Raw genomic sequence first — 25,463 nt, 5'->3', positions numbered from 1 at the left:
ACATATGCTGAGCGCGTGATTAATAATTAACAGATTCGACCTCTATTTTCATTTTATCTGGTAGTATAGTCAGGTTATAAGTAGTTTAAGCAGTGAACAATTATGTTAAGTCCTTATTATCAGCAACATGCTGATTACGTTTCTATCTCACGTGAGCAAGGCTGTCGTTTTGCCAAGTTAGTGGCTGATGATTTCAATCCGTTACATGATAAAGATGCCAAAAAGTTTTGTGTGCCGGGCGATTTACTTTTTTCGCTGGTTTTAAACCGCTATGGCATCAGTGAAAAAATGGAATTCACGTTTGCAGGCATGGTTGATGAAAATTCAAAGCTGACTTTCCCAGAAGGTGCTGATGAGTTTGCGATCACCGATGGCGAAAAAGTCATGCTAAAAGTGAAACGCGAAGGGGCTGTTAGCCAATGTCCTGAGTTAACAAATAGCTTAATCAAAAACTATGTTGAGTTCTCTGGCACGACCTTCCCGCATGTGATTATTCCATTGATGGGTAAGCAAGATGTAATGATCAATCCAGCGCGTCCAATGGTGATTTACGAATCAATGCTGATTAACCTTGATCGCCTTGATATCAGCGCACCTGAATTACAATTTGCTGAGCCTGATTTTGAGTTTACTGGCAAACGCGGCAAAATCACGCTTCGCTTCAACCTGTTAGAAAATGGCGAAAAAGTAGGGTCGGGTGAAAAACACATGCTTGTGTCTGGCATTCGTGATTATTGCCAAGCAACAGTTGATGACCTAATTAGTTTTTATAATCAACGTAAAGAATCACTTAAACCAGCGTAATCTTTACAATTGCTACAAAGGGCGCTCATTGCGCCTTTTTTGTTGCTGATGTTCCGCGTACAATAGCGCTTTTATAGCCAAATGTACTTCAGACTATGTCAGTAGCGACCTTTTCAGAATTAAATCTTGCCCCTGCATTGCTAACAGCCTTGCAAGAAGAGAATTATCACACACCTACAGCAATTCAAGCGCAAACAATCCCACTTATTTTAGCGGGCGCTGATGTAATGGGTAGTGCGCAAACGGGAACGGGCAAAACCGCCGCGTTTGTTTTACCACTACTGCACAATTTGCTATCTGCTGAAGTACTCCCAGATGCCGTTAAAGTCCTAATTTTAACGCCGACCCGAGAGCTCGCTCAGCAAGTATTTGCAAGTGTAGAGCGTTATGCTGCGCATACTGAAATAAAAGCTGCACTGGCTTATGGTGGTGCTAGTATAGGCCCACAAATTAAAGCCATAAAAGGGGCGCAGATTGTGGTAGCAACACCCGGGCGCTTACTTGATCATGTGATCAAAGGCAGTATTAAGCTTTCAAGTATTAATGCCTTGGTATTTGACGAAGCTGATCGCATGCTTGATATGGGCTTTATTGACGAAATTAAACGCATCTTGCGCCATGTGCCAAAAGAACGCCAAACCTTACTTTTTTCAGCCACATTTGACGACAGCATCTTTAAACTCAGTAAGCAGTTATTAAATGATCCTAAATTAGTTGAAGTGAATAAACGCAACTCAGCAGCGGTTGAAGTTGAGCAGCTAGTATATGCGGTTGATGAAGACCGTAAACGCGAGCTGGTATCACACATGATTGGCATGAAAAATTGGCAGCAAGTACTTATATTCACTCGTACTAAACAAACCGCCGATGTGCTTGCTAAAGAAATGTGTAAAGACGGCTTAAAAACCGAATCTATTCATGGCGATAAAAGCCAAGGTGCGCGTGATAAAGCACTGCAAAATTTTAAATCAGGTGCTACAAGAGTACTGGTTGCGACAGATGTTGCTGCGCGTGGTCTTGATATTGCCTCACTCAAGTATGTGATTAACTATGAGTTGCCTTATGTGGCTGAGGACTACGTACACCGTATTGGTCGAACAGGACGTGCTGGCGAGAAAGGGATGGCGATGTCGCTGGTTAGCATCGATGAGCAGTGGCTATTGGACGAAATAGATATCTTACTCGACACAAGACTCACGCCGCAGTGGTTACCAGGGTATGAGCCAGATTTAACCAAAGAGCCAAAGCAAGTTCGTAAAAATACTAATAAGGCACGCCGCTCTCGTGATAAAAAACGTATTTTAGGGCAAAAAAGTAGGAGACGTTCCTAAATCTGGCATATATTTATACTATCCTCCGGCTAAAGTTGAGAGTTTAGTATGTTAGAAGAGAATAAATGGACGTTCCGCCGCGCTGATAAACAGTTCTCCTTAGAAAAATGGCAGAAAACAATTGATCTCATGACCGAGTTGTTTTCTGCTCCCGCAGGTTTTATCGTTCATAAAACAGATGATGTCTATCGTATTATCGTCTCCAGTGAGCAACAAGAAAATCCCTATGATGCCGGGGCTGAATTAAGCGCCGACGATAATATCTTCTGCAAAAAAGTACTGCGTGACATGGCACCGCTTTATGTTGATCACGCCAGTCAAGATAGTCAATGGGATGACAGCCCACTGGTAAAAGATGGTTTTGAGTCTTATCTTGGGGTGCCAATTAGCTGGCCAAGTGGCGAGCCCTTTGGCACCTTTTGTGTTATGGATTTTAAACAAACCCATTATCAACAGAGCTTTTTAGAACTAATCGAGCAGCTTCGCGATATGGTTGAAGATGACCTTGCACTGTTAGACAACTTTACGCAGATGCGTGAAATTGCCATGCTCGATTCACTCACTAATATTTATAACCGCCGTGCAATAGATCTGCTTTGCCAACATAAATTAAATATATCGAAACGACTTGGTTTTGATATTAGTTGTCTATTTATCGATATAAATAGCTTTAAGCCACTCAATGATACGTATGGCCATGAAGTGGGCGATCTCGCGCTGATTTGTTTAGCTGACACCATGAAAGAATGCCTACGTGAAACCGATATTATCGGCCGCTTAGGGGGTGATGAGTTTATTGCGTTATTGCAAGTTCAGCCCGGTGATTGCATAGACAGCATCACTGATAAGCTCAACACCACCTATCAATCTAATTTAGAGAAGCGGGGCATTCCTGTTACGAGCTTAAGTATTGGTACAGGGGTAATAGCTCAGCCAAAAGAAAACTTTGCTGAGCTATTAAAACGAGCAGATGAAGATATGTATGAGAAAAAGCAAGCCTCTAAGGCTGCACGTTAAGCTATTTGCTTCTCAGCTAGGTTTAATTCCATGGTTGCTTTAAGTAAACGGTAAAGGTTAATTGACGCATCAATTTCTTCTTTACGATTGGTTAAGCTCTCAATATTTAAACCTAGTGGTACATCTAAATGTGCGCAGCTTTGTAAAATTAAATCGAGATTTTCGCGGCAAATACGCACTGATTCACTCAATGTATTTGCCGAATCTAACATACGGTACTTAGTTGCTTCTGGTACTGAGATACCTAACCATTCCATAAATTCCAAGGTCTTTTCACCACCACACGGGGTAAACGTTAGAATAATGCGTTTTGGTGTTGTGCCTTGTGCTTTACAGCTACGCGCATAGCTAGTGATTAAATCAATCGTTGCTTGAGCATTGTAAACCGCTTGCGAGATGAAAAACTTACAACCTTGTGCTGTTTTTTCAACTAAACGCTCATGTTCATTGCGTTTGCTGGCATGACGCTCGGCAATCGTAACGCCACCTAAAAATACATCACTGTTCTGTTTTGCCAGCGTTTTATATGCATCAGGTAGGCTTAATTTGATGTCGCCATGAGATGATGGACTACCCACCAACACTAAGTTTTTTAGTTCAAAGTCGTTACGTGTTTCGTTTAACCACTCGGTAAATTCTGCTTCACCACGCTGGGCTACGCTCTTATATGTGATCACATCAAGTTGCGACAAGCTGCGAAGTAATTGACTGTATTCACGTGGATCTACCGTTTCTTTAAACGGAAAAGGACGCGGCTTTGCAATGCGGCTACTTTCATCTTGAATGTCGTAGATGATTACACCGTCGTATTCAATTTCGTGTAAACGACCAAGTAGCTTCTGAGCAATGGTCTCAAGCTGTGCTTTATCAGTACCTGACTTTGGTGGTGTGGTACCAATTAGGTAGACACCTTGATTGGTGTCTTCAATTTTCTCTTGTAATGATAAAGCCATAATCCTCATTCCAGCTCGTGCTAATGTCTATGCCAAACAATATAGCAGCCATTTAGACGTCTAGATAGATTTTTTTCTTGAAAGTTTTTCAATCACTATGAATTTTACTCAAGTTTAAAGCTGAGCGTTTCGCAAAATTGACACACCTGTTTACATAAATTATTGCTCTGACCCTCATATTTTCTGGTGCTTTGATGCATAATCAAGCAGCAATGATTATGAGAAAAATAACTAACAAGGGAACATTATGAAATTTAGATTATTAGCAACCAGTGTTGCTGTAACACTTGCTTTAAGTGGCTGCGCAAGTAACTCACAGTCAACTATGGTTAAAGAAGTCGAAATTGAGCAGCTAGTAAGCCAAGATGATAACCGTGTATTTAGCCAAGATTATCTATTAGAAGAGCTTGAGAATGGCCTTCGCGTGATGGTAGTTAAAACTGATTACCCAGATGTTGTGTCACTGCAAATTCCGGTATCGGTTGGTTCACGTAATGAGGTTGAAGCAGGTAAAACCGGTTTTGCACACTTCTTTGAGCATATGATGTTTAAAGGCTCTGAAAAATTCCCACAAGATGTGTATTCAGATATTTTAAAAAACTCGGGTGTTGATAATCGCGCGTATACGACCAACGATTACACTAACTATCACTTAAACTTCTCAAAAGAGCACTTAGATAAAGTGCTCGAAATTGAAGCTGATATTTTCCAAAACCTGACTTACAGCGAAGAGCAATTCCGCACCGAAGCGCTGACTGTAAAAGGTGAGTATTTAAAGAATAATGCTAGCCCAATTCGTAAGTTACTTTCTGCCGTTCGTAACGAAGCATTCGAAAAGCATACCTATAAGCACACCACCATGGGCTTTTTCGAAGACATTGAAGCCATGCCTGATCAAATGGCCTATGGTAAAGAGTTTTTCGCTAAATTTTATAAGCCTGAGTATGTATCTTTAGTCATTGTTGGTGATGTTGATCCACAAGAGACCATGGCAATGGTGAAAAAGCATTGGGGTAATTGGAAAAAAGGCGATTACCAAGCAGATATTCCTGTTGAACCAAAGCAACAAGCCGCAAAATATGTACATGAAAAAAATGATGGTTTACCAGGCCACTGGTTGCTTGTGTCTTATAAAGGCACTGCATGGGATCCTACTCAAAAAGACCGTGCCGCTCTTGATTTGATCTCACAGCTGTATTTCTCTAACAACTCGGCACTTTATCAAGAGCTTGTTGTTGATAAACAAATTGCCAGCCAAATGTTTACTTATAACCCAGATACTAAAGATCCGGGTTTACTGCATGTTTTTGTAAAAGTCGAAAACGAAGCGGATCTGGCTAAAGCCCGTGATGCGATTAACCGTACTTATGCGCAAGCACGTACTGAGTTAGTAGATGCACAAAAGTTAGCGGATCTAAAATCAAACTTAAAGTATAGCTTTATCAATGGCCTTGATTCATCGCAGTCAATCGCTTCAACACTTGCAAGCTACATGCATTTTGAGCGTGACCCTGAAGTGATTAATCAACTTTATGCCACTGCTGACAGCATCACGCCAGAAGATATCAAAGCGGTAGCAAACAAGTACTTTGTTGATCCAAGCCGTACTACGGTGACAATGTCGGCGCTTGATAAAGTGGCTGGTTTTGAGCAAGAAGTTGATTTAAATGCCTTGGTTGCCAGTATCGAGCAAGCCCCTACAGAGCGTCACTTTAAAGTACTTGATAAAACCAATAGCTCACCACTGGTTGATGTTAACTGGTTATTTAATACCGGCGCAGCGGCTGATCCACATGGTAAAAAAGGTTTAGCAGCACTCACTGCAGCGATGCTAGCGCAAGGTGGCTCAGAAACTATGAGTTACAAAGATATTCAAAAAGCGTTATATCCACTAGCGGGAAGCTTTGGCTATCAAATCGATAAAGAGATGATTTCACTACGCGGCCGTGTACATAAAGACAATGCCGCGCAGTGGTATGCACTTGTTAGCGACCAGTTGTTAAACCCTGGCTTTAGAGAAGATGATTTTAAACGCCTGAAAAAAGAGCTTATTGATAGCATTAAAGCAGGTCTGAAAGCGTCAAATGACGAAGAGCTAGGTAAAGAAGTGCTATATCATCAGCTTTATAAAGGCCATCCGTATGAAAGCTATAACTATGGCGATTTATCAGATCTTGAAGCACTGACACTTGACGATGTAAAAGCGTTTTATGCTAACCAGTTTACTCAATCTAAGTTAACAGTGGGTCTAATTGGTGCGATCCCGGGTGATGTTAAATCGACTATGCTGAAAGATTTAACATCGCTTCCACAAGGTAAAGAAAGCCGCTTAACGATCCCTGATGCGCCAGAACTTAAAGGTCATCATGCAACGATTGTTGAAAAATCAGCGCAATCTACCGCTGTGTCATTTGGTTTCCCAATCGATACAATTCGTAGTAGCGATGACTGGACAGCGCTTTGGTTGGTGCGCTCTTACTTTGGTGAACACCGCAGCTCAAACAGCTTCTTGTATCAGCGCATTCGTCAAACCCGTGGTATGAACTATGGTGATTATGCATACATTGAGTACTTCCCACGCGGTATGTTCCAAACTAAACCTGATGCTAACTTAGGTCGTTCAGAGCAAATTTTCCAAGTGTGGTTACGTCCGCTTCGTTCAAATAACGATGCGCACTTTGCAACGCGTACGGCATTATTTGAGCTTGATAAGCTAATTAAAAATGGCATCAGCAAAGAAGACTTTGAAGCGACTCGTAACTTCTTAATTAACTTTGTGCCACAAATGGTTGCAAGCCAAGATCGCCAGTTAGGCTATGCACTTGATAGTGAGTTCTATAACACTGAGAGCTTTGTTGACTATGTGCGCGGCAAGCTTGAAAAGCTAACCCTTGATGATGTTAACCGTGTTATTCGCGATAACCTGCAAACAGAGAATATTCATTATGTGTTTATTACTGGTGATGGCAAAGACATGCAAAAACGCCTAGCTTCAGAGCAAACATCACCTATGGTGTATAACGCTGAAAAACCAGCAGCACTTGTTGCTGAAGATAAAGTGATTGCAGACTATAAGCTTGCAATACCAGCGAAAAACATTTCAGTACTTGATGTCGAAAAAGTATTTCAGTAATAACTGAGTAAACAAGCTTTAATCAATGCCCCTTATTAGGGGCATTTTTCTATGTTTAATGGCTCGATGTTATCAGCAACCACAAGCTGATTTCGGCCAGCTTCTTTTGCTTGATAAAGCGCACTATCAGCCATTTCAATAAGTAAAATGGCATCATCACTGCTATTTGGGTAAATAGTTGCTAAACCAATACTAACCGTCAAGGGATGACCGGCAAGCTCTGGTAGTTGAATCGTGTTCAGCGTTGCCATAAAACGCGTCATGAGTTTTTGTGCTTGATGGCTTTGCGTATTACCAAGTACCAGTACAAATTCTTCACCGCCGTATCTAGCGCACAAGTCACCAGGTCTGCGAGTATAATCAGGTAATAGTTTTGCCACTTCTTTCAAGCAAATATCACCCACCAGATGACCAAAGTTGTCATTAAGAGACTTAAAGTTATCAAGGTCGATCATGGCTAACGACAAGGGGTGTTTTAAGCGGGCACAGCGGCTCCACTCTTGCTTATAAAAATCATCAAAATGACGTCGGTTAGCTATTTGTGTGAGACCATCGATACGAGCAAGTTCTTGTACTTGCTGCTCGGCGATTTTACGTTCGGTAATATTTATATGGCTAATGACGATAAAGCGTTTTGATGCATGCTCGAAGGGCACTGCTCGCATTAAAAACCAACGCTTGTCGGTATTGCTATGACATGGATATTCTAGGTAATACTCGGTTAGTTGTTGGTTTATAACCTGACTAATACCAGATAAAGCTTGTGCACCAAACTCATCACCTTGCTGTGCAGCTGATTGACATATTGCGAGGTAGTTTTGCTCTTCCCACTGGGTATTACACTGGCAATTATTTTCATCGCTAAAAGTTTGCCAACTGCGATTCACAAATTGAATATCACCTTTCTCATCAATTACAACAATATGTTTTGAGATCGTATCGAGTATTGATTTTAGAAACTCTTTTGATTCAACCACATTAGTTCCTAGCCATTATCACTTTTTTAAGATTAGCAATAAATGCTGGGTTTTCACCGTGGTTTACATAAAAAACAATTAATAAGGTATTGTCTTTTACTTATAGCTTGGCTATTAGAAAGTAGATATCTACAGGTATTTGTAGGTGCTGATATGAAAAAACTGCCAGCACCTAGCTCAACGCTCAGTTCTGACAGTTATATTTTATTTATATGCTTAGAAATGCTAAAGCATTGCGCCAATTTTAACTGCTAGCGCAAATAGCATGGTTGCTATTACAAAGCCTATAAGTGTAGCGTAGCCGCGTTGTTCTTTAGTCATCTATCACTCCTAAAAAATAACAAATACCGTTGCCATACCAAGGGCAAAACTGACAAACGAAGAAGCCGCTACTATTGCAGCCAGATTTTGCTTACTCACTGCATGTGTTGTGCTTTGTTCTGATACTTCGTCATCGAGCTTAATAAGCTCACCTTGACGCACTTCAAAAACTGCGCATAGGCTCATGGTGGTTTCTTTTGATGCCGCACCTTCTTTTTCAACTCGTTGAATGGTACGTAAGCTTACATCACAGGCATCGGCTAGTTGCTGCTGCGTCCAATCGAATTTAAGCCTAAGTGCTTTTATTGTATTGGGGTTCAGTTGCATTACTTACTTCCCAAGAAATGGTTCAATAAAAGTAACAACTGCATAACCCGATATTGCCCCACCAAGAAAACAGCCTAAGGTAACCAAAGCTACTTGTTTTGGATTATCAGTAAGTGAGGTTTGTGTGCTCTGTTTAACTAATTTGTCAGCTTTATAAAACGAACATTCAAGCTTGCCTGTGAGTATATTTTTCATCTCGAATTTGACTGCATAAGTATTACCTTGGTAGCTAAAGTCATGATGACTTTTAAAACCGAAGCTGCGTTTTTCACTTACCAATTCGTCGTTTACATATACTTTTTCTTTACCGCTCATGATGTGACCAAAGCAAGCGATTTGGTTGTCACCATCTTGAAAGTAAAATTTATAACCTAGCTTGTGTGAGTTTAGTACGTCGTTTTTCATCATCGTTTCCTTGTTAAGTTGATGATGTAAATTTAATGATTATTTTTGTTTTTTACGCCGTCAGCGATATGCCAGTTCCTATTTTGGCATATGACAGGCAAGATGTCATATCTGTTTTGTCATTGAAAAATAAGCACTTTAATTAAGTTGCTCGGCTAGAGTTAGAATTTGCTACTGTCATATGCGATTGGCAAAAAAGCACAGCAAAAAGAGTAAAAATAGGTATTGTTACTCTGGTTATTAGATATAACCAGAACAAATAAACAACGGGTTAGTACATCTTGCTACAAATCCGTTAAACTTAAGGCTTAGCAGTTAGGTACAACCAGAAAGGCAATATTATGCGTCATGAAATTTGGCAAAAGCTTCGAGATGAAGCAAACGAAGTCGTTTCCCGTGAACCGCTTTTAGCAAGTCACGTTTATTCGTGCGTGTTGAATCATGAATGCTTAGGTTCGGCGCTGAGCTTTATTGTGGCAAATAAACTTGCAGATGCGGTGGTATCAGCATTTACTATCCGTGAATTATTCGACCAAGCCTTTGTTAAATGTGATCTAATGCTGACGCATGTGGCTCATGACATAAAAGCAGTTAAAGATCGCGACCCTGCGGCCGATAGTTACTTAACTGTTATTTTGAACCTTAAAGGCTTCCATGCAATACAAGCACACCGACTCGCAAATTGTTTATGGCAACAAAACCGAAAAGAGCTTGCTCGCTTCATTCAGAGCAGAACCTCAGAAGTATTTGGCGTTGACATCCATCCTGCTTGTAAAGTTGGTCATGGTATTATGTTTGACCATGCAACTGGGATTGTAATTGGTGAAACAGCAGTTATTGAAGATAACGTATCGATTCTACAATCTGTAACCTTAGGTGGTACAGGTAATGAGCAAGGTGACCGTCATCCAAAAATTCGCGCCGGTGTATTGATTGGTGCGGGTGCAAAAGTACTAGGTAACATCGAAGTGGGAGAGGGGGCACGTATTGGTGCAAACTCTGTCGTGTTAAGTGCGGTTCCAGCACACACAACTGTGGTTGGGGTACCTGCTAAAGTGGTCGGCAAACCGAGCTGTCCCTGTCCAGCAGAGAGCATGAACCAAAACTTTTTAGATGATGGTACGACTACCGCTAGTAATGCCTCCCACACCAGTGCTATGTTGTAGTTTTACACTTTAAAAGAGCAATGGAATTGTCTAAATTATCCTTCGGATTAGCTGTTACAGCGTCATTTATTTGTGGCGCTGTCGCTATGTCACTTTTTCAATCAGACCCACAACAACAGACGCAAACTTATCAGCAACAACTTGTTGAAGAACACATAGTTCAAGCACCAGAGCAGCAAGCCACTGCTATAGCGCCTGTTATTAATAAACAAGTCGCTGAAGTCAATTCAGATAGCTCAGCAGCTGTTAGCAAAAGCGAGCTTGAGCAACAAGTAGCAGAGCTGAAGTTACAAGTCGAAAACCAACAAGCAGTGATTGCCAGTTACCGATCAAGCGCGATACCTCCGCAGCAAATCGACTCACACCTGGATGAACTTTATACCTTGTTAGAAGAGCAATCTCGGGATGAGGCTTGGGCCTACCAAGTTGAAACAGCTATGAGTGATTTTTTAATCATGGCCGATTTACCAGTGCAACCACAGCTTAGTGTCTCAACATGCAAAAGCTCTGTGTGTCAGTTTAAGCTATTGCAACCAGAGGATGTTGATGATTTGCCAAGCCATTATTGGCGTAATATGACCGATAAAATGATGGAGCAAAGCTGGTGGAAACAATTCAAATTTACCTCCACCACCTCAAGTGACGATAGTCTAACAATCATTGCAAGCACGCAGTAATTTTATACAACTTTTGATTGCAGTTGACCATCAGCAAGCTCGGTGGTTATAAGCTCACCTACGCTTACATCGTTAACCGATTTTACTACGCCACCTTGTTGGTTTTTAGTAATGCTGTAACCACGCGATAACACACTGAGTGGGCTCACAGAATCTAAACGGCTCGCTTGTAAAGAAAGCTGGTTTCGAGAACTTGAAAGTTGTTGCTGCATCGCTTGTGTGAGGCGGGCATGCAATTGAGCCAGTTGATGCTCGCTTTTCGCTAACTGCTTTTCAGGAGAACGTTGCATTAAGCGTGGTGTTAGGTTGGCAAGTACTCGCTCATATCGCTGGATTTTGCCACTCATTGCGCTGTGTAAGGCCAAACTAAGTTCATCTAGTTTTTGCGCTTGTTGATTGAGTTGATTACGGGGATGGCATAGCTGCAAGCGATGCTCAAATTGAGTGGCAGTACTGCGCTTTACAGCTAAAGCGTGTTTAAAGGCATGATTTAAGTGCCTAACTAACTGCGTAACTTTGTTATGTAGCTCTTCGGTATTTGGACTAACTAGCTCTGCGGCTGCAGAAGGTGTTGCGGCGCGAATATCGGCAACATAATCACTAATTGTGGTATCGACCTCGTGACCAACGGCGCTAACAATAGGTAAGCGACTTTCAAAAATAGCGCGAGCTAGTTGCTCATGGTTAAAACACCACAAATCTTCTAGTGAACCACCACCGCGACCTAATATAAGCACATCTACTTCGTTACGCTGATTGGCGATGTTTATTTTTTCTATTAATTGGCTATGTGCATCTGCGCCTTGCACCATAGCTGGGTAAATCACGACTTCTAGCTGCGGAGCACGGCGTTTAAGTACCGTTAGAATATCGCGTATAGCTGCACCAGTGGCTGAGGTGATCACCCCAACGCGATTAATATTGGTTGGTAATGGTTTTTTATGGGCTGAGCTAAATAGGCCTTCGGCAGCTAAGCGCATTTTTAGCGCATCGAATTCTTGCTTTAATAAGCCTTCGCCAGCAGGGGCCATATGCTCAACAATCAGCTGATAATCACCACGAGGTTCATATAAAGATACGCGGGCACGCACAGTTACTTGTGCACCATTGCTCGGGCGAAAAGTTTGGCCGCGATTATTGCCGCGCCACATTGCCGCTTTTACCTGTGCTCGGTCGTCTTTTAAAGTGAAGTACCAGTGTCCAGATGCAGGGGCTATAAAGTTAGAAATTTCACCATTTAAGATAAGCGATGAAAAGCCTTGTTCTAAAACATGGCGAATTTCCTTATTTAGGCGCGAGACCGTGTAAACAGGCTGTGTTGATTGCGTAAAAGCCATTAAAAACCCCAGTAAAAAATTCTCTGTGTACTTTAACACAAATAAATGAATAATTTTATTTACTCGTGCTCACAACGCTGATAAAATTTGGCCGCAATTCCTTATACTCAGATCCACATGTGAGAAGTTGCACTATGCTAAGAATCGCTAAAGAAGCTCTTACCTTTGACGACGTACTTTTAGTACCAGGTCATTCTACTGTTTTGCCACACACGGCAAATATTTCAACTCGCTTAACGCGTGGTATCAATCTTAACTTGCCGCTAGTTTCAGCATCTATGGATACTGTAACAGAAGCACGCTTAGCGATTGCTTTAGCGCAAGAGGGCGGTTTAGGTTTCATCCACAAAAACATGACAATTGAAGAGCAAGCTAAAAACGTTCGTAAAGTTAAAACTTACGAAGCGGGTATTGTTTCTTTCCCTGTTACTGTGACTGCGGATCTTACAATTGCTGATGCTATCGCGCTTTCAGAAGACAAAGGTTTTTCAGGTTTCCCTGTAACCGACGCTGACAATAACCTTGTTGGTATTGTGACAAGCCGTGATATGCGTTTTGAAACGAAACTTGAGCAACCTGTTTCTACAGTAATGACGAAAAAAGAATCGTTAGTGACTGTTAAAGAAGGTGCAGACCGTGATGAAATCTTAGGTCTAATGCACGAGCACCGTATCGAAAAAATTCTCGTAGTTGATGATGCATTTAAACTGAAAGGCATGATCACTGTAAAAGATTATCAAAAAGCACAAGACAAGCCGCATGCATGTAAAGACGAGCAAGGTCGTCTACGTGTAGGTGCAGCTGTTGGTGTTGGCGCGGGTACTGATGAGCGTATCGCAGCACTTGTTGAAGCAGGTGTTGACGTATTACTTATCGATACATCACATGGCCACTCACAAGGTGTTATCGACCGTGTTGCACAAACACGTCAAGCATACCCAGATCTACAAATCGTAGCAGGTAACGTTGCAACAGCTGAAGGTGCGATTGCCCTTGCTGATGCGGGTGTTGATGCTGTTAAAGTTGGTATCGGCCCTGGTTCTATCTGTACTACTCGTATCGTAACAGGTTGTGGTGTTCCACAAATTACTGCTATTTCTGACGCAGTTGAAGGCTTAAAAGGCCGTGATATTCCTGTTATTGCTGACGGTGGTATCCGTTTCTCTGGTGACATCGTAAAAGCACTTGTTGCTGGTGCATCATGTGTAATGGTGGGTTCAATGTTAGCCGGTACTGAAGAAGCACCGGGTGAAGTTGAGCTATATCAAGGTCGTTACTACAAATCATACCGGGGTATGGGTAGCCTTGGTGCTATGGACCAAAAAGAAGGTTCATCAGACCGTTACTTCCAAAAATCGAACGAAGCAGACAAGCTTGTTCCTGAAGGTATTGAAGGCCGTGTTGCTTATAAAGGTCCTATCGCGACAATCATTCACCAACAGGTGGGCGGTCTTCGCAGTGCAATGGGCTTAACAGGCTGTGCAACAATTGAAGAGTTAAATACTAAACCTCAATTTGTTCGCGTAACTTCAGCTGGTATGGGTGAGTCACACGTTCACGACGTGCAAATTACTAAAGAAGCGCCAAACTACCGCTTAGGTTAATTACCTTAAGGTATTGAAATTACATGGGCTAGCATCTGCTAGCCCTAAATTATTGATCATCTCCCTTTGGGAGAGCAGTTCCTGACTAACGAGATACTCCATGAGCAAAGACATTCACGATTCACGAATTCTCATTTTAGATTTTGGTTCGCAATACACACAGTTAATCGCACGTCGTATACGTGAGATTGGTGTTTACTGTGAGCTATGGGCATGGGATGTAACTGAAGAGCAAATCCGCGAATTTAATCCACAAGGTATTATTTTGTCGGGTGGCCCTGAGTCTACAACACTTGAAAACAGCCCACGTGCTCCTGAGTATGTATTTAACGCAGGCGTTCCAGTACTTGGTATCTGTTACGGCATGCAAACAATGGCAACGCAACTAGGTGGTAGCGTACACAGCTCTGATAAGAAAGAGTTTGGTTATGCGCAAGTTGAAAAAGTAGGTAACTGTGCGTTATTCGATGCTATCGAAGACCACATTACTGACGGCGGTGCAGGCGTACTAGACGTTTGGATGAGCCACGGCGATAAAGTGATGGAAGTACCAGAGACTTTCAAAACAACTGCTAAAACTTCAACATGTCCACATGCAGCAATGTCTTGGGAAGAAAAACGTTTTTACGGCGTACAGTTCCACCCAGAAGTAACTCATACTCACCAAGGTTTACGTTTACTTGAGCGCTTCGCGATTGATATCTGTGGCTGTGAAAAGCTATGGACACCAGCTAAAATCATCGACGATGCTATTGATCGTATTAAGGAAACTGTAGGTGATGACGAAGTTATCTTAGGTTTATCAGGTGGTGTTGATTCATCTGTTGTTGCCATGCTTATTCACCGTGCAATCGGCGACAAGCTAACGTGTGTATTCGTTGATAACGGTCTTCTTCGTTTAAACGAAGGTCAGCAAGTTATGGACATGTTCGGCAATAAGTTTGGCCTAAACATTGTTAAAGTAGATGCTGAAGATCAATTCTTAGCAGATCTTGCTGGTAAACATGACCCAGAAGATAAGCGTAAAGCGATTGGTCATACCTTCATTAAAGTTTTTGACGAGCAAGCTAAAAAGCTGAAAAGTGCTAAATGGTTAGGTCAAGGTACTATCTACCCAGACGTAATCGAGTCTGCTGCATCAGCAACAGGTAAAGCACACGTAATCAAGTCTCACCACAACGTAGGTGGTTTACCAGACGATATGGAAATGGGTCTTGTTGAGCCGTTACGTGAGCTATTCAAAGATGAAGTACGTAAAATTGGTCTTGAGCTTGGTCTACCATACGACATGCTTTACCGTCACCCATTCCCGGGGCCTGGTCTAGGTGTTCGTGTACTTGGTGAAATCAAGAAAGAGTACTGTGACTTACTACGTCGCGCAGATGCTATCTTCATTGAAGAGCTACACAAAGCAGAGCTTTATCACAAAGTAAGTCAAGCCTTCACTGTATTCTTACCAGTTAAATCGGTAGGTGTAATGGGTGATGCGCGTAAATACGACTGGGTTGTATCGCTACGTTGTGTAGAAACAATCGACTTTATGACGGCACGTTGGTCACACTTACCTTATGAGTTCTTAGGTGTGGTTTCTAACCGTATCATCAACGAAATCGATGGTATCTCACGTGTTGTTTACGATATTTCAGGTAAGCCACCGGCAACAATCGAGTGGGAATAGGGCTAGCTATACATAGCTAAAAAGCCTTCAGCCAAGAAATTAAATGCCAGTCAGTTTTACTGACTGGCATTTTTTAACAAAAGCGGATGAGCCATGAAATTTTATACTTTTGAAATGATATGGTTTTATAACGCTGCTATTTTGATAATAAAGTATCAATAAATTTTCTTACTAAAAGTGAGTTCGCGCTTTTCTTTTGAAACACAGCCCAGATGGGGCTTTTAGTTGTTTGAAACTCTGTTAAACATTCAACAAGACGGCCCTCTTCGATGTACGAGCGTGTATATATATCAGGCAATTGTGAAATCCCTAAACCTGATAAAGTTGCTAAAACTAAAGAGTTTCCGTTATTGCTTTGCCATTTCCCCCATACCTTCATGTATTCTATATTTTTACCATCTTGAAATACCCATTCATCAGTGGAACCAATTAAGCAGTTATGTGACTTTAAATCATTTGGTGTGTTAGGCAGTGAGTGGAGCTGGGCGTAATTTGCAGAACAAACCGTCTTGATGCTACGAAAGCCAATAGGCCGAGCAATTAAGTTTGAGTCTGGCAAAATACCAGTTCTAATTGCAACATCTATGTGGTGCTCAGCCAGATCTAAAATTTCATTTGAGAAAATAATATCAAAATCGACTTCGGGATACATTTTAGTAAATTCAATGCATTTTTGTGTAATGACCTTCTCGCCATATTCGCCTGCCGCTGTGATCCTCAAGCGACCTTTTGGGATAGATTGTGAAGAGCGTATTTCGTTAAGAGAACGATTAATATTATTTAAATTATCATCAATTTGCCTATACAAGTCCTCAGCAGCTAGTGAAGGAATAACACGTCGTGGGCCTCGCTCAAATAATTGGGCTCCTAGGTTATCTTCTAAACGTACTATTGCTTTACTTACATGACTTTTAGAAACACGTATAGACTCAGACGCTTTTGTATAGCTTTTGTGGCGCATTACTTCGCAAAAAACCAATAGATCATCTAAGTGTTTATTCATTACATTGTTTCCATATGGAGTTTATTTGTTCTTATATTGTATATTTAAATCTATATGGAAACCAATACAATGCTTCTAATTACTTAATTGGAGGTATGACATGATGAAAACACGAGCAGCAGTTGCTTTTGAGCCAAATAAACCACTGGAAATTGTTGAACTGGATTTAGAAGGACCTAAAGAGGGTGAAGTTTTAATTAGAAATATAGCAACGGGTGTTTGCCATACTGACTATTTTACACTCTCAGGTGCTGATCCCGAAGGTGTGTTCCCGTGTGTTCTTGGTCATGAGGGAGGCTCTATCGTAGAAGCAGTCGGTAAAGGTGTTACGAGTGTAAAGCCGGGAGATCATGTGATCCCACTTTACATTCCTGAATGTGGAAAATGTAAATATTGCAAATCAGGAAAAACGAATCTTTGCCAAGCGGTGCGAGAAACTCAAGGTAGAGGTTTAATGCCAGATGGCACAACACGCTTTAGTTATAAAGGAAAGCCTATTTATCATTATATGGGTACATCTACATTTTCAGAGTACTCAGTAGTTGCTGAAATATCTTTAGCTAAAGTTAATAAAGAGGCACCGCTTGATAAAGTATGTTTATTGGGTTGTGGGGTAACAACAGGTATTGGAGCAGTCCAAAACACGGCTAAAGTGGAAGAAGGCGCAACTGTGGCTGTTTTTGGGATGGGGTTTATTGGCTTATCTGTTGTGCAAGGGGCTGCTAAAGCAAAAGCATCGCGAATAATTTGTATTGATATTAATGACTATAAATTAGAAAAAGCGAAAGAGTTCGGAGGGACAGAGTTTATTAATCCTAATGATTTTGATAAGCCCATTGAACAGGTAATTGTTGATATGACAGATGGAGGTGTTGATTATTCTTTTGAGTGTATTGGTAGAACAGATATTATGCGCTCAGCGTTAGAGTGTACTCATAAGGGATGGGGAAAGAGTGTTATTGTTGGGGTTGCTGGTGAGGGTGAAGAAGTCTCAACAAGACCATTTCAGTTAGTTACAGGTCGTCATTGGATGGGTACTGCTTTTGGTGGTGTTAAAGGGCGCACTGAGTTACCAGGCATGGTGGATGACTATATGAATGGTGACATAATAATTGACCCTATTGTTACTCATAATATGCAGCTAGAAGATATCAATGAGGCCTTCACTCTTATGAAAGAAGGTAAATCGATACGATCTATCATTCATTATTAATATGAACATGGTTAAGTTAATAATTTAACCCGAGATTAGTTTATTATTATAAGGCGAATTAGCTTGCTAATTCGCCGTTTTGTTTATTTAAGAAGCAGTTAAACTAAAAACTGTGTTTTTTTACTTTACCTTTGAAAAAAGCTCTATATAATTCGTCGTCATTGCAGGGGCGTAGTTCCAATTGGTAGAACAGCGGTCTCCAAAACCGACGGTTGGGAGTTCGAATCTCTCCGCCCCTGCCATTTCTTCTTTCTTTACTTTAATCGCAAATCTCCCTATATTACTTGCTCTTAATCATGATTGAGTTGTTATGAATCCAAGTTACGCTGCGATATTCTCTGTACAATCTTTAGAGTTGAATCAACACTATCGAACTGCGCCTGATACTTCTGGCGAACAGATACCAAACACTCAACAAGAAACACTGACGTTACCGTTACAGTTTCACCAAGACCTCGAAAAGGCATTTGCGCCGTTAGTAATTACCCAAATCGTTAAAACAGCAAGTATTAGCTGGCAAGAGGGCTGCTTAGGCTTACCGAGCGATAAGCTGGATGGCGAACAGAAAAAACAACTTTGGTCTTTAATCGGTGAACAACTTGATAAGCTTTAAACCTGTCGATGCAACCTATATTAGCCAGTTAATGGCTATCGAAAACGCCTGCCATAGTCACCCGTGGACAGAGAAAACCATGCTGTCGTGTTTAGCTGGGCGTTACTTTAACCAGGCTGCTTTTCAAGGCGATGAGATGCTAGGTTTTTATATCGGTGAACAAGCGGGCCCAGATTACACTTTAATGGATATTTGTGTTGCGCCGAAGTACCAAGGGCAGGGCATTGCTAAGCAGTTGTTAAATGCATTTATTGAGCACGGCGAACAGCATCAAGCTGAAAACCTATTTTTAGAAGTGCGTGAGTCGAATGCTCCTGCTATTGGCTTGTATGAAAGCGCTGGTTTTTCACATATGTCGGTGCGCAAGAACTACTATCCAACCGCGACAGGCAACGAAGACGCTATTTTAATGGGGATGAGCTTTTCCCTTTAAGATGCTTCTTCAAGGGCATTGATAAGTGCATCGTAGCATTGCTCTACCTGATCAGTTTGATTACTGCGTAGCGCATTTTCAAGCTGACCTGCAGTCTTGTGAATAGCTTCAAAACTAAAACACCCCGCACTGCCTTTTAAGCTGTGCGCCAATGACCGGAGTGCTTCCCATTCTTTAGCGCGATACAACTGCACGACTTGGCTTAAATAATCAGGTAGTTTTGAGCGATAGTTGTCGTTAATTTGTTGGAACTTTTCACTTTTTAGTAAGTTTTCCCACTTGTTTTGACTGTCTTTTTCAATGTGTAAGTAGCTTACAAGCACTTGCTCTAGAGCATCTTTGTCGATTGGTTTGGCGAGTGCTTCATCACAGCCCGCTTCAATGTAGGTGTCAACATCGGTTTTCATTACATTGGCTGTAAGCGCAATGATAGGGCCATCATAGGCTGCGTGACGTAGCATTTGCGTTGCTTCTAAGCCGCCCATGACAGGCATCTGCATATCCATGATGATCAGCTGATAATCATTTACCAATGCCATTTCTACTGCTTCAGCCCCATTTTTGGCGATGTCAGGCTCAAGCCCCCAAGTTTGTAACAGTAGTTTGATCAGTAACTGGTTATCTGGGTTATCTTCGGCTACCAGAATATTGGCATCAAAGCTATTCGCTGCGAATGACAGCTGAACGTCTTTACTTGGTGAGAGCTGCTCATAGCTATGAATAAAGCCTTCATTTTGTAACTGCTCGGCATTTAAATGAGCAGCAACTTGTATGGTAAAACAACTGCCGTTTCCAGGTTCACTAATAAGCTGTACATCACCACCCAATAACTGGGCTAAGTTCTTCGATATACACAAGCCAAGACCCGTACCACCAAAGCGGCGAGTTGTCGTCGCATCGGCTTGCTCAAACGGTTTAAATACCCGCTCAACTTCGCGCTCAGACATACCGATACCGGTATCTTGAATCGCAAATTGTAAATGTTGTTTTTCGCTGTTGTAACTAATATCAATCGAGATACTGCCTTTCTCAGTGAACTTAACTGCATTACTGGCAATATTGATCAAGATTTGTTTTAAACGTGTGGTATCGCTATTAATAGTTTTGGGTATTGGTAGCTTGTAGTTGATATTAAACGCCAGTTGCTTCTCATTAGCCTGTGGTCGAATAATCGAATCAATATCATGAATAAGCTGCACTACATTACATGGCCCGCGCTCAACGGCGAGTTTTTCAGCTTCAATTTTTGATAAATCAAGAATGTTATTGATGAGCTCAAGCAAGTGCTTAGAGTTACGTAAAATAGTGCTTAAATGCTGCTCATCATTCACCGCATCTTTGTTGTGCAGAAGTTGCTCTGTGAAGCCCATAATTGCGGTAAGTGGAGTACGAATTTCATGACTCATATTCGCTAAAAAGCGGCTTTTCAGTTGGTTTGCTTGCTCAGCTTGGGCAATTGCTACTTCTAGCTTGCTATTCATTGCTTCGAGGGCTTTAGTACGACTCTCTACTTTTTCTTCTAGGTGATGTTTATATTCTTCAAGCTCGTCTTGGTAATGACGAATTTGGTTCACCATGTGATTGAAATCGTTGAAAAGCACACCTACTTCATCGTTTGTATGGGCGGGTAGGTATACAGATAAGTCACCATCCCCAACTCGATGACTTGCAGCCCCTAATAATTCGACTGGGGTAAGTAGTAAGTTGCGCACCACAATGTAGATCAAAATAGGCAGTGAAATTACTGAAATAATAACAATTAATGCAGTAATTAAACTGATGGCTTTACCAGACTGATATAGCAAATCTTTGGGAGTGGTAGAGATAAAATAATCACCGTCGGTCATTTGTACCGCGTAGATGATGCGCTCTTCTTTATCGATACTCGACAGCTCAATACTGGCTAGTTTGCCGTAATCGGCCAAACTCTTAATTTGTTCAAGCTCGTATTCACTTAGGTAACTGCCGCGTAGGTCATAGTCCGAGCTAAATAAAATTTGCCCTTTAGTGGTCAAAAACAAATTTAGAGTGTTATTAAATGGCGCTTCTAAAATACTGGCATTTAATATCGATGGTTCAACATGAACAACAATAAACCCAAGTTGCTGCGGCTGTTTTAAGTAGTAATCGATATTATAAATTGGATGCACAAAGTACAGGCTAGTTGAGCCATCTTCTTTGGAGATCATAAATTGCTGTTGGCGCAAATTTGATTGCAGTACTTGATCAAAAAACGGGTAACTTTTCGGCGCAGGGGTTAATTGGCTTGAATAAAATGCATCGCTTTTACCGTCTGGGGCAACATAGTTAATGCTTACTATATCAGGGTAAGCTTCTGAATAACTTGCAAATACATTCATTAATTCGCCAAGGCGTTCAATGTATTGATTTTTTGATTCAGGTTCGCGGGCTAAAAAGTCTGCCAATACAGGGGAGGTCGAAAGCAAGCGGGTAATCGAGTGAAATGAGTCAATGTAATTGAAGATTTTTTGCTGCTGTTGCTCAACAAAGCGACTGACAATCAGCTCAGCTTGTTTTTTTGTTGAATTGGTCACATTGGTTAACGTAAAGCCACCTAAAAACAACAAAGGTAAGATCACTAATGGTGTGATATACCATAATAATCGAATACTGAGCTTACTGGTTTTCATGACCTAAATTGATATCCCTCCGTGCAATTTATCAATAGTATGCGTTACAACTTGATTACACAAGCTTAGCAAAAAAGTGAACAACGAAAATCCTCAACGAAAGGTGAATAATTACTTACAATCGCTGCTTTTTTGGCTAAGACAAACAAGGTATAATGCTCGGCAATTCTATTTTATTTTTACAGTGCGCACCGAGCTTTATAATTTATAAGGCAGTTAAGTGCGCTTTGTTATGACTAAAAGCAGCTTACATGTCTAATTTAACTACCGAAATTAATAAACGACGCACCTTTGCGATCATCTCGCACCCGGATGCGGGTAAAACCACTATTACAGAAAAAGTTCTGTTATTCGGACAAGCGATTCAAAAAGCGGGTACCGTAAAGGGTCGTGGCTCAAACCAGCACGCAAAATCAGACTGGATGGAAATGGAAAAAGAACGTGGTATCTCGGTAACTACGTCTGTTATGCAATTTCCTTACAACGAGCGTCTAGTTAACTTACTTGATACTCCAGGACACGAAGACTTCTCTGAAGATACTTACCGTACACTGACTGCGGTTGACTCATGTCTAATGGTCATCGACGCAGCGAAAGGTGTTGAGGATCGTACTCGTAAATTAATGGAAGTAACACGCTTACGTACCACACCTATCGTAACTTTTATGAATAAGTGTGACCGTGATATTCGTGACCCAATGGAGTTATTAGATGAAGTTGAAACTGAGCTAAACATTGCCTGTGCGCCGGTAACTTGGCCTATTGGTTGTGGTAAAGAGTTTAAAGGTGTTTACCACATTCACCGTGAAGAAACGATTTTGTATAGCACAGGTCAAGGCCACACAATTCAAGAAGTGCGCGTTATCAAAGGTTTAGATAACCCTGAGCTTGATACTGCGATTGGTAGCGAACTTGCTGAGCAGCTTCGTGAAGAGCTAGAGCTTGTCATTGGTGCATCGCACGAGTTTGATTTAGATCTGTTCTTAGCTGGCGAATTATCACCAGTCTACTTTGGTACAGCACTTGGTAACTTTGGTGTTGACCATGTTCTTGATGGCTTAACTGAGTGGGCTCCTGCGCCATTACCACGTGAAACAGAAGACCGCCAAGTTACGGCAACTGAAGATAACTTCTCTGGTTTCGTATTTAAAATCCAAGCGAACATGGACCCTAAACACCGTGACCGTATCGCCTTTATGCGTATTGTATCTGGCAAATATAGCCAAGGTATGAAGATGAACCATGTGCGTATTGGTAAGCAAGTGAGTATTTCTGATGCGGTAACCTTCATGGCCGGTGACCGTGAGCGAGCGCAAGATGCTTACGCAGGTGACATCATTGGTTTACATAACCACGGTACAATTCAAATTGGTGATACCTTCACGCAAGGTGAAAAAATGAAGTTTGGTGGTATTCCTAACTTCGCGCCAGAATTATTCCGTCGTATTCGCTTAAAAGATCCATTAAAACAAAAGCAATTATTAAAAGGCTTAGTTCAGCTATCTGAAGAAGGTGCTGTGCAAGTATTTAGACCGCTTATCAATAACGACCTTATCGTAGGTGCGGTCGGTGTACTACAGTTTGATGTGGTTGTTGCGCGCTTAAAAGCAGAATACAACGTTGATGCGATTTACGAAGGTGTGAGTGTTAACACTGCACGTTGGGTAAGCTCAGACGATACCAAAAAGCTTGAAGAGTTTAAGCGTAAGTGCGAAAGCAACTTAGCGCTTGATGGCGGCGATAACCTTACTTATATCGCGCCAAGCCGTGTAAACCTAAACTTGTCGATGGAACGCTATCCAGATATCAAGTTTAACCATACGCGCGAAAACTAATACGCTAAGTCTGCTTCAAATTTAAGTGCCCGTACAGCGGGCCATAAAGGTAAAAATTACAATGAATATTCGTACTCTTTTAATCGACAAAGCAATTGCTGCTATGGTTGCAGCCGGGTTACCTGAAGACACTAATCCAGCGGTAACACAAAGCACACGTCCACAGTTTGGTGATTACCAAATCAATGGCGCAATGGGCGCGGCTAAAAAATTAAAATCAAACCCGCGTGAACTTGCACAAAAAATTATCGATAACCTAGACCTTGCAGATATCGCTGAAAAAACTGAAATCGCGGGCCCTGGTTTTATCAATATTCACCTAAAGCCTGAGTTTTTATCAGCTAGCTTAAAAGCAGCAAACGAAGACGAAAAGCTAGCCGTTGCGCCTCATGCAACAGCGCAAAAAGTGGTTGTTGATTACTCATCACCTAACCTTGCTAAAGAAATGCACGTAGGCCACTTACGTTCAACCATCATTGGTGATGCAGTTGTTCGTGCTCTTGAGTTCCGTGGTGATGAAGTTGTTCGTCAAAACCACATGGGTGACTGGGGTACTCAGTTTGGTATGTTAATCGCGCACTTAGAAGATCAAATCAATCAAGGTGTAGATTTAGAGTCTGTAGCGCTGGCCGATCTTGAAACCTTCTACCGTGATGCGAAAAAACGCTTTGATGATGAAGAAGGGTTTGCCGACAAAGCCCGTAATTACGTTGTTAAATTACAAAGCGGCGACGCACACTGCGAAAAGTTGTGGAAGTTATTCATTGCCACTTCTGTAAAGCACTCTGAAGAAGTTTATAAGCGTCTAAACGTAACACTTACGCAAGATGACATCATGGCCGAAAGTGCTTACAACAGCGAACTTGCAAACATCATCGCACTGTTAAAAGACAAAAACATTGCCGTTGAGTCTGACGGTGCGCAAGTGGTGTTCTTAGACGAGCTTGCTAACAAAGACGGCGAGCCTTCAGTGTTTATAGTACAGAAATCAGGTGGTGGTTTCTTATATGCGACAACTGACTTAGCTGCTTGTGATTACCGCTCAAATAAACTGGGTGCGGATCGCATCTTAATCTTTGTAGATGCACGTCAAAGCTTACACTTCAATCAAGTTGAGCTAACAGCACGTAAAGCAGGTTTATTACGTGATGAAACAAGTTATGAATTCTGCCCATTCGGCACCATGATGGGTGAAGATGGTAAGCCATTCAAAACTCGTACTGGCGGTACCGTTAAACTTGCTGACTTACTTGAAGAGTCTATCACTCGTGCCGCAGCTAAGCTTGCTGAGCGTGAGTCAGATTTAAGCGACGAAGAGCGTAGCGAAATTGCCCGCAAAGTAGGTATTGGCGCAGTGAAATATGCGGATCTCTCTAAGCATCGTACTAGCGACTATATCTTCAACTGGGACACTATGCTGAGCTTTGAAGGTGCGACAGCGCCTTACTTACAATATGCATATACACGTGTTCGCAGTATTTTCCGTAAATCAGGTATCGATGCAGCGTCATTAACAGCAGATGTTGCAATCAACGAGCCACAAGAAAAAGCGCTGGCACTTAAACTGCTTCAGTTAGAAGAAGTACTTGATCTAATGATCAGCGAAGCGACACCGCACGTATTATGTGGATACCTATACGAACTAGCAAGCCTATACATGACGTTCTACGAAGCATGCCCAGTTCTAAAAGAAGGCGTAGAGCCAAGTGTTCGTGACAGCCGTTTAGTACTGTGTAATTTGGTTGCGAAGACACTGAAATCAGGGTTGGATCTTTTAGGTATCGAAGTCATGGAGCAAATGTAATCTGCTTCGTGTAGTTCGCTTTGACTACGTTGTCGTGCTTTTTTAACCGAAGTCACATACAAAACACGTATGCTCCTTGGTATAAAAAAGCACTTCGCCTTGTCAGCACTCCTACACTTGCAGAAAGTTTAAGAGCTTATAGCTTCGTAGGTTGGGTAGAGCGTAGCAAAACCCAACATAA

Annotated in this window: 20 protein-coding genes and 1 tRNA gene; 14 read left to right on the top strand and 7 right to left on the bottom strand. The window is 41.7% G+C overall.

The window, feature by feature from the left end:
* Nucleotides 1-102: 102 nt before the first annotated feature.
* The 3 genes from NFU46_RS07195 to NFU46_RS07185 all read left to right on the top strand — a co-directional run bounded on the left by NFU46_RS07195 (nt 103) and on the right by NFU46_RS07185 (nt 3,152).
* Nucleotides 103-804 (top strand): DUF3581 domain-containing protein, encoded by a 702-nt coding sequence (locus NFU46_RS07195; protein ID WP_130166539.1) that lies wholly within the window; start codon nt 103-105, stop codon nt 802-804.
* Nucleotides 805-899: 95 nt separating this feature from the next.
* Nucleotides 900-2,135, top strand: a complete 1,236-nt coding sequence (locus NFU46_RS07190) for a DEAD/DEAH box helicase (protein ID WP_175082938.1) — start codon at nt 900-902, stop codon at nt 2,133-2,135.
* 48 nt (nt 2,136-2,183) lie between these two features.
* On the top strand, nt 2,184-3,152 hold the full coding sequence (locus NFU46_RS07185) for a sensor domain-containing diguanylate cyclase (protein ID WP_175082937.1): 969 nt from the start codon (nt 2,184-2,186) through the stop codon (nt 3,150-3,152).
* Here the strand turns inward: NFU46_RS07185 and NFU46_RS07180 are convergent.
* Entirely contained in the window at nt 3,149-4,105 is a 957-nt protein-coding gene (locus tag NFU46_RS07180) for a methylenetetrahydrofolate reductase (RefSeq protein ID WP_175082936.1), read from the bottom strand. The genes NFU46_RS07185 and NFU46_RS07180 overlap by 4 nt on opposite strands.
* Before the next feature lie 247 nt (nt 4,106-4,352).
* Here NFU46_RS07180 and NFU46_RS07175 point away from each other — a divergent pair, with 247 nt between their 5' ends.
* Nucleotides 4,353-7,238: a pitrilysin family protein gene (locus tag NFU46_RS07175; RefSeq protein ID WP_251600894.1), complete on the top strand. Its 2,886-nt coding sequence runs from the start codon at nt 4,353-4,355 to the stop codon at nt 7,236-7,238.
* Between the two features lie 35 nt (nt 7,239-7,273).
* On the opposite strand, the gene NFU46_RS07170 is transcribed toward NFU46_RS07175, so the two are convergent.
* The 3 genes from NFU46_RS07170 to NFU46_RS07160 all read right to left on the bottom strand — a co-directional run bounded on the left by NFU46_RS07170 (nt 7,274) and on the right by NFU46_RS07160 (nt 9,268).
* A complete protein-coding gene (locus NFU46_RS07170; protein ID WP_251600892.1) occupies nt 7,274-8,215 on the bottom strand; it encodes a sensor domain-containing diguanylate cyclase in 942 nt (313 codons plus the stop codon).
* 330 nt (nt 8,216-8,545) lie between these two features.
* Entirely contained in the window at nt 8,546-8,863 is a 318-nt protein-coding gene (locus NFU46_RS07165; RefSeq protein ID WP_063527559.1) for a helix-turn-helix transcriptional regulator, read from the bottom strand.
* 3 nt (nt 8,864-8,866) lie between these two features.
* Nucleotides 8,867-9,268, bottom strand: a complete 402-nt coding sequence (locus tag NFU46_RS07160; RefSeq protein ID WP_171037172.1) for a hypothetical protein — start codon at nt 9,266-9,268, stop codon at nt 8,867-8,869.
* Between the two features lie 341 nt (nt 9,269-9,609).
* Between NFU46_RS07160 and cysE the strand changes: the two genes are divergently transcribed.
* Nucleotides 9,610-10,434: a serine O-acetyltransferase gene (gene cysE, locus NFU46_RS07155; RefSeq protein WP_054560835.1), complete on the top strand. Its 825-nt coding sequence runs from the start codon at nt 9,610-9,612 to the stop codon at nt 10,432-10,434.
* Nucleotides 10,435-10,520: 86 nt separating this feature from the next.
* Nucleotides 10,521-11,111, top strand: a complete 591-nt coding sequence (locus NFU46_RS07150; protein WP_251600890.1) for a hypothetical protein — start codon at nt 10,521-10,523, stop codon at nt 11,109-11,111.
* A 2-nt stretch (nt 11,112-11,113) separates the two neighbouring features.
* Here the strand turns inward: NFU46_RS07150 and xseA are convergent, their stop codons facing one another.
* Nucleotides 11,114-12,448, bottom strand: coding sequence for an exodeoxyribonuclease VII large subunit (gene xseA, locus NFU46_RS07145; RefSeq protein ID WP_251600888.1), 1,335 nt, complete (start codon nt 12,446-12,448; stop codon nt 11,114-11,116).
* 134 nt (nt 12,449-12,582) lie between these two features.
* On the opposite strand from xseA, the gene guaB reads away from it, so the two are divergent.
* Both guaB and guaA read left to right on the top strand, forming a co-directional pair.
* A complete protein-coding gene (guaB, locus tag NFU46_RS07140; RefSeq protein ID WP_054551225.1) occupies nt 12,583-14,052 on the top strand; it encodes an IMP dehydrogenase in 1,470 nt (489 codons plus the stop codon).
* A gap of 100 nt (nt 14,053-14,152) precedes the next feature.
* Entirely contained in the window at nt 14,153-15,730 is a 1,578-nt protein-coding gene (gene guaA, locus NFU46_RS07135; RefSeq protein ID WP_175080299.1) for a glutamine-hydrolyzing GMP synthase, read from the top strand.
* Nucleotides 15,731-15,866: 136 nt separating this feature from the next.
* Here the strand turns inward: guaA and NFU46_RS07130 are convergent, their stop codons facing one another.
* Nucleotides 15,867-16,733, bottom strand: coding sequence for a LysR family transcriptional regulator (locus NFU46_RS07130; protein WP_251600886.1), 867 nt, complete (start codon nt 16,731-16,733; stop codon nt 15,867-15,869).
* Between the two features lie 100 nt (nt 16,734-16,833).
* On the opposite strand from NFU46_RS07130, the gene NFU46_RS07125 reads away from it, so the two are divergent.
* The 4 genes from NFU46_RS07125 (at nt 16,834) to rimI (ending at nt 18,992) form a co-directional block, all read left to right on the top strand.
* Nucleotides 16,834-17,946 (top strand): S-(hydroxymethyl)glutathione dehydrogenase/class III alcohol dehydrogenase, encoded by a 1,113-nt coding sequence (locus tag NFU46_RS07125; RefSeq protein WP_251600884.1) that lies wholly within the window; start codon nt 16,834-16,836, stop codon nt 17,944-17,946.
* A gap of 165 nt (nt 17,947-18,111) precedes the next feature.
* Nucleotides 18,112-18,188 (top strand) — tRNA-Trp (locus NFU46_RS07120).
* A 68-nt stretch (nt 18,189-18,256) separates the two neighbouring features.
* Entirely contained in the window at nt 18,257-18,559 is a 303-nt protein-coding gene (locus tag NFU46_RS07115) for a hypothetical protein (RefSeq protein WP_251600882.1), read from the top strand.
* A complete protein-coding gene (rimI, locus tag NFU46_RS07110) occupies nt 18,546-18,992 on the top strand; it encodes a ribosomal protein S18-alanine N-acetyltransferase (protein ID WP_251600880.1) in 447 nt (148 codons plus the stop codon). Before NFU46_RS07115 ends, rimI begins: the two co-directional genes overlap by 14 nt.
* Here rimI and NFU46_RS07105 read toward each other — a convergent pair.
* Complete coding sequence (locus tag NFU46_RS07105) at nt 18,989-21,643, bottom strand: hybrid sensor histidine kinase/response regulator (protein ID WP_251600878.1); 2,655 nt, start codon at nt 21,641-21,643, stop codon at nt 18,989-18,991. The genes rimI and NFU46_RS07105 overlap by 4 nt on opposite strands.
* 251 nt (nt 21,644-21,894) lie before the next feature.
* Between NFU46_RS07105 and prfC the strand changes: the two genes are divergently transcribed.
* Together prfC and argS are read left to right on the top strand one after the other, a co-directional pair.
* A complete protein-coding gene (gene prfC, locus NFU46_RS07100; RefSeq protein WP_251600876.1) occupies nt 21,895-23,478 on the top strand; it encodes a peptide chain release factor 3 in 1,584 nt (527 codons plus the stop codon).
* A gap of 61 nt (nt 23,479-23,539) precedes the next feature.
* Nucleotides 23,540-25,282: an arginine--tRNA ligase gene (gene argS, locus NFU46_RS07095; RefSeq protein WP_138599630.1), complete on the top strand. Its 1,743-nt coding sequence runs from the start codon at nt 23,540-23,542 to the stop codon at nt 25,280-25,282.
* Nucleotides 25,283-25,463: the final 181 nt, after the last annotated feature.

This window comes from Pseudoalteromonas sp. NCCP-2140 (assembly GCF_023708065.1).
Taxonomy (GTDB): Bacteria; Pseudomonadota; Gammaproteobacteria; order Enterobacterales; family Alteromonadaceae; genus Pseudoalteromonas.
Note: the sequence above shows the minus strand (reverse complement) of the source record. Positions and strands in the feature narration are given on the sequence as shown.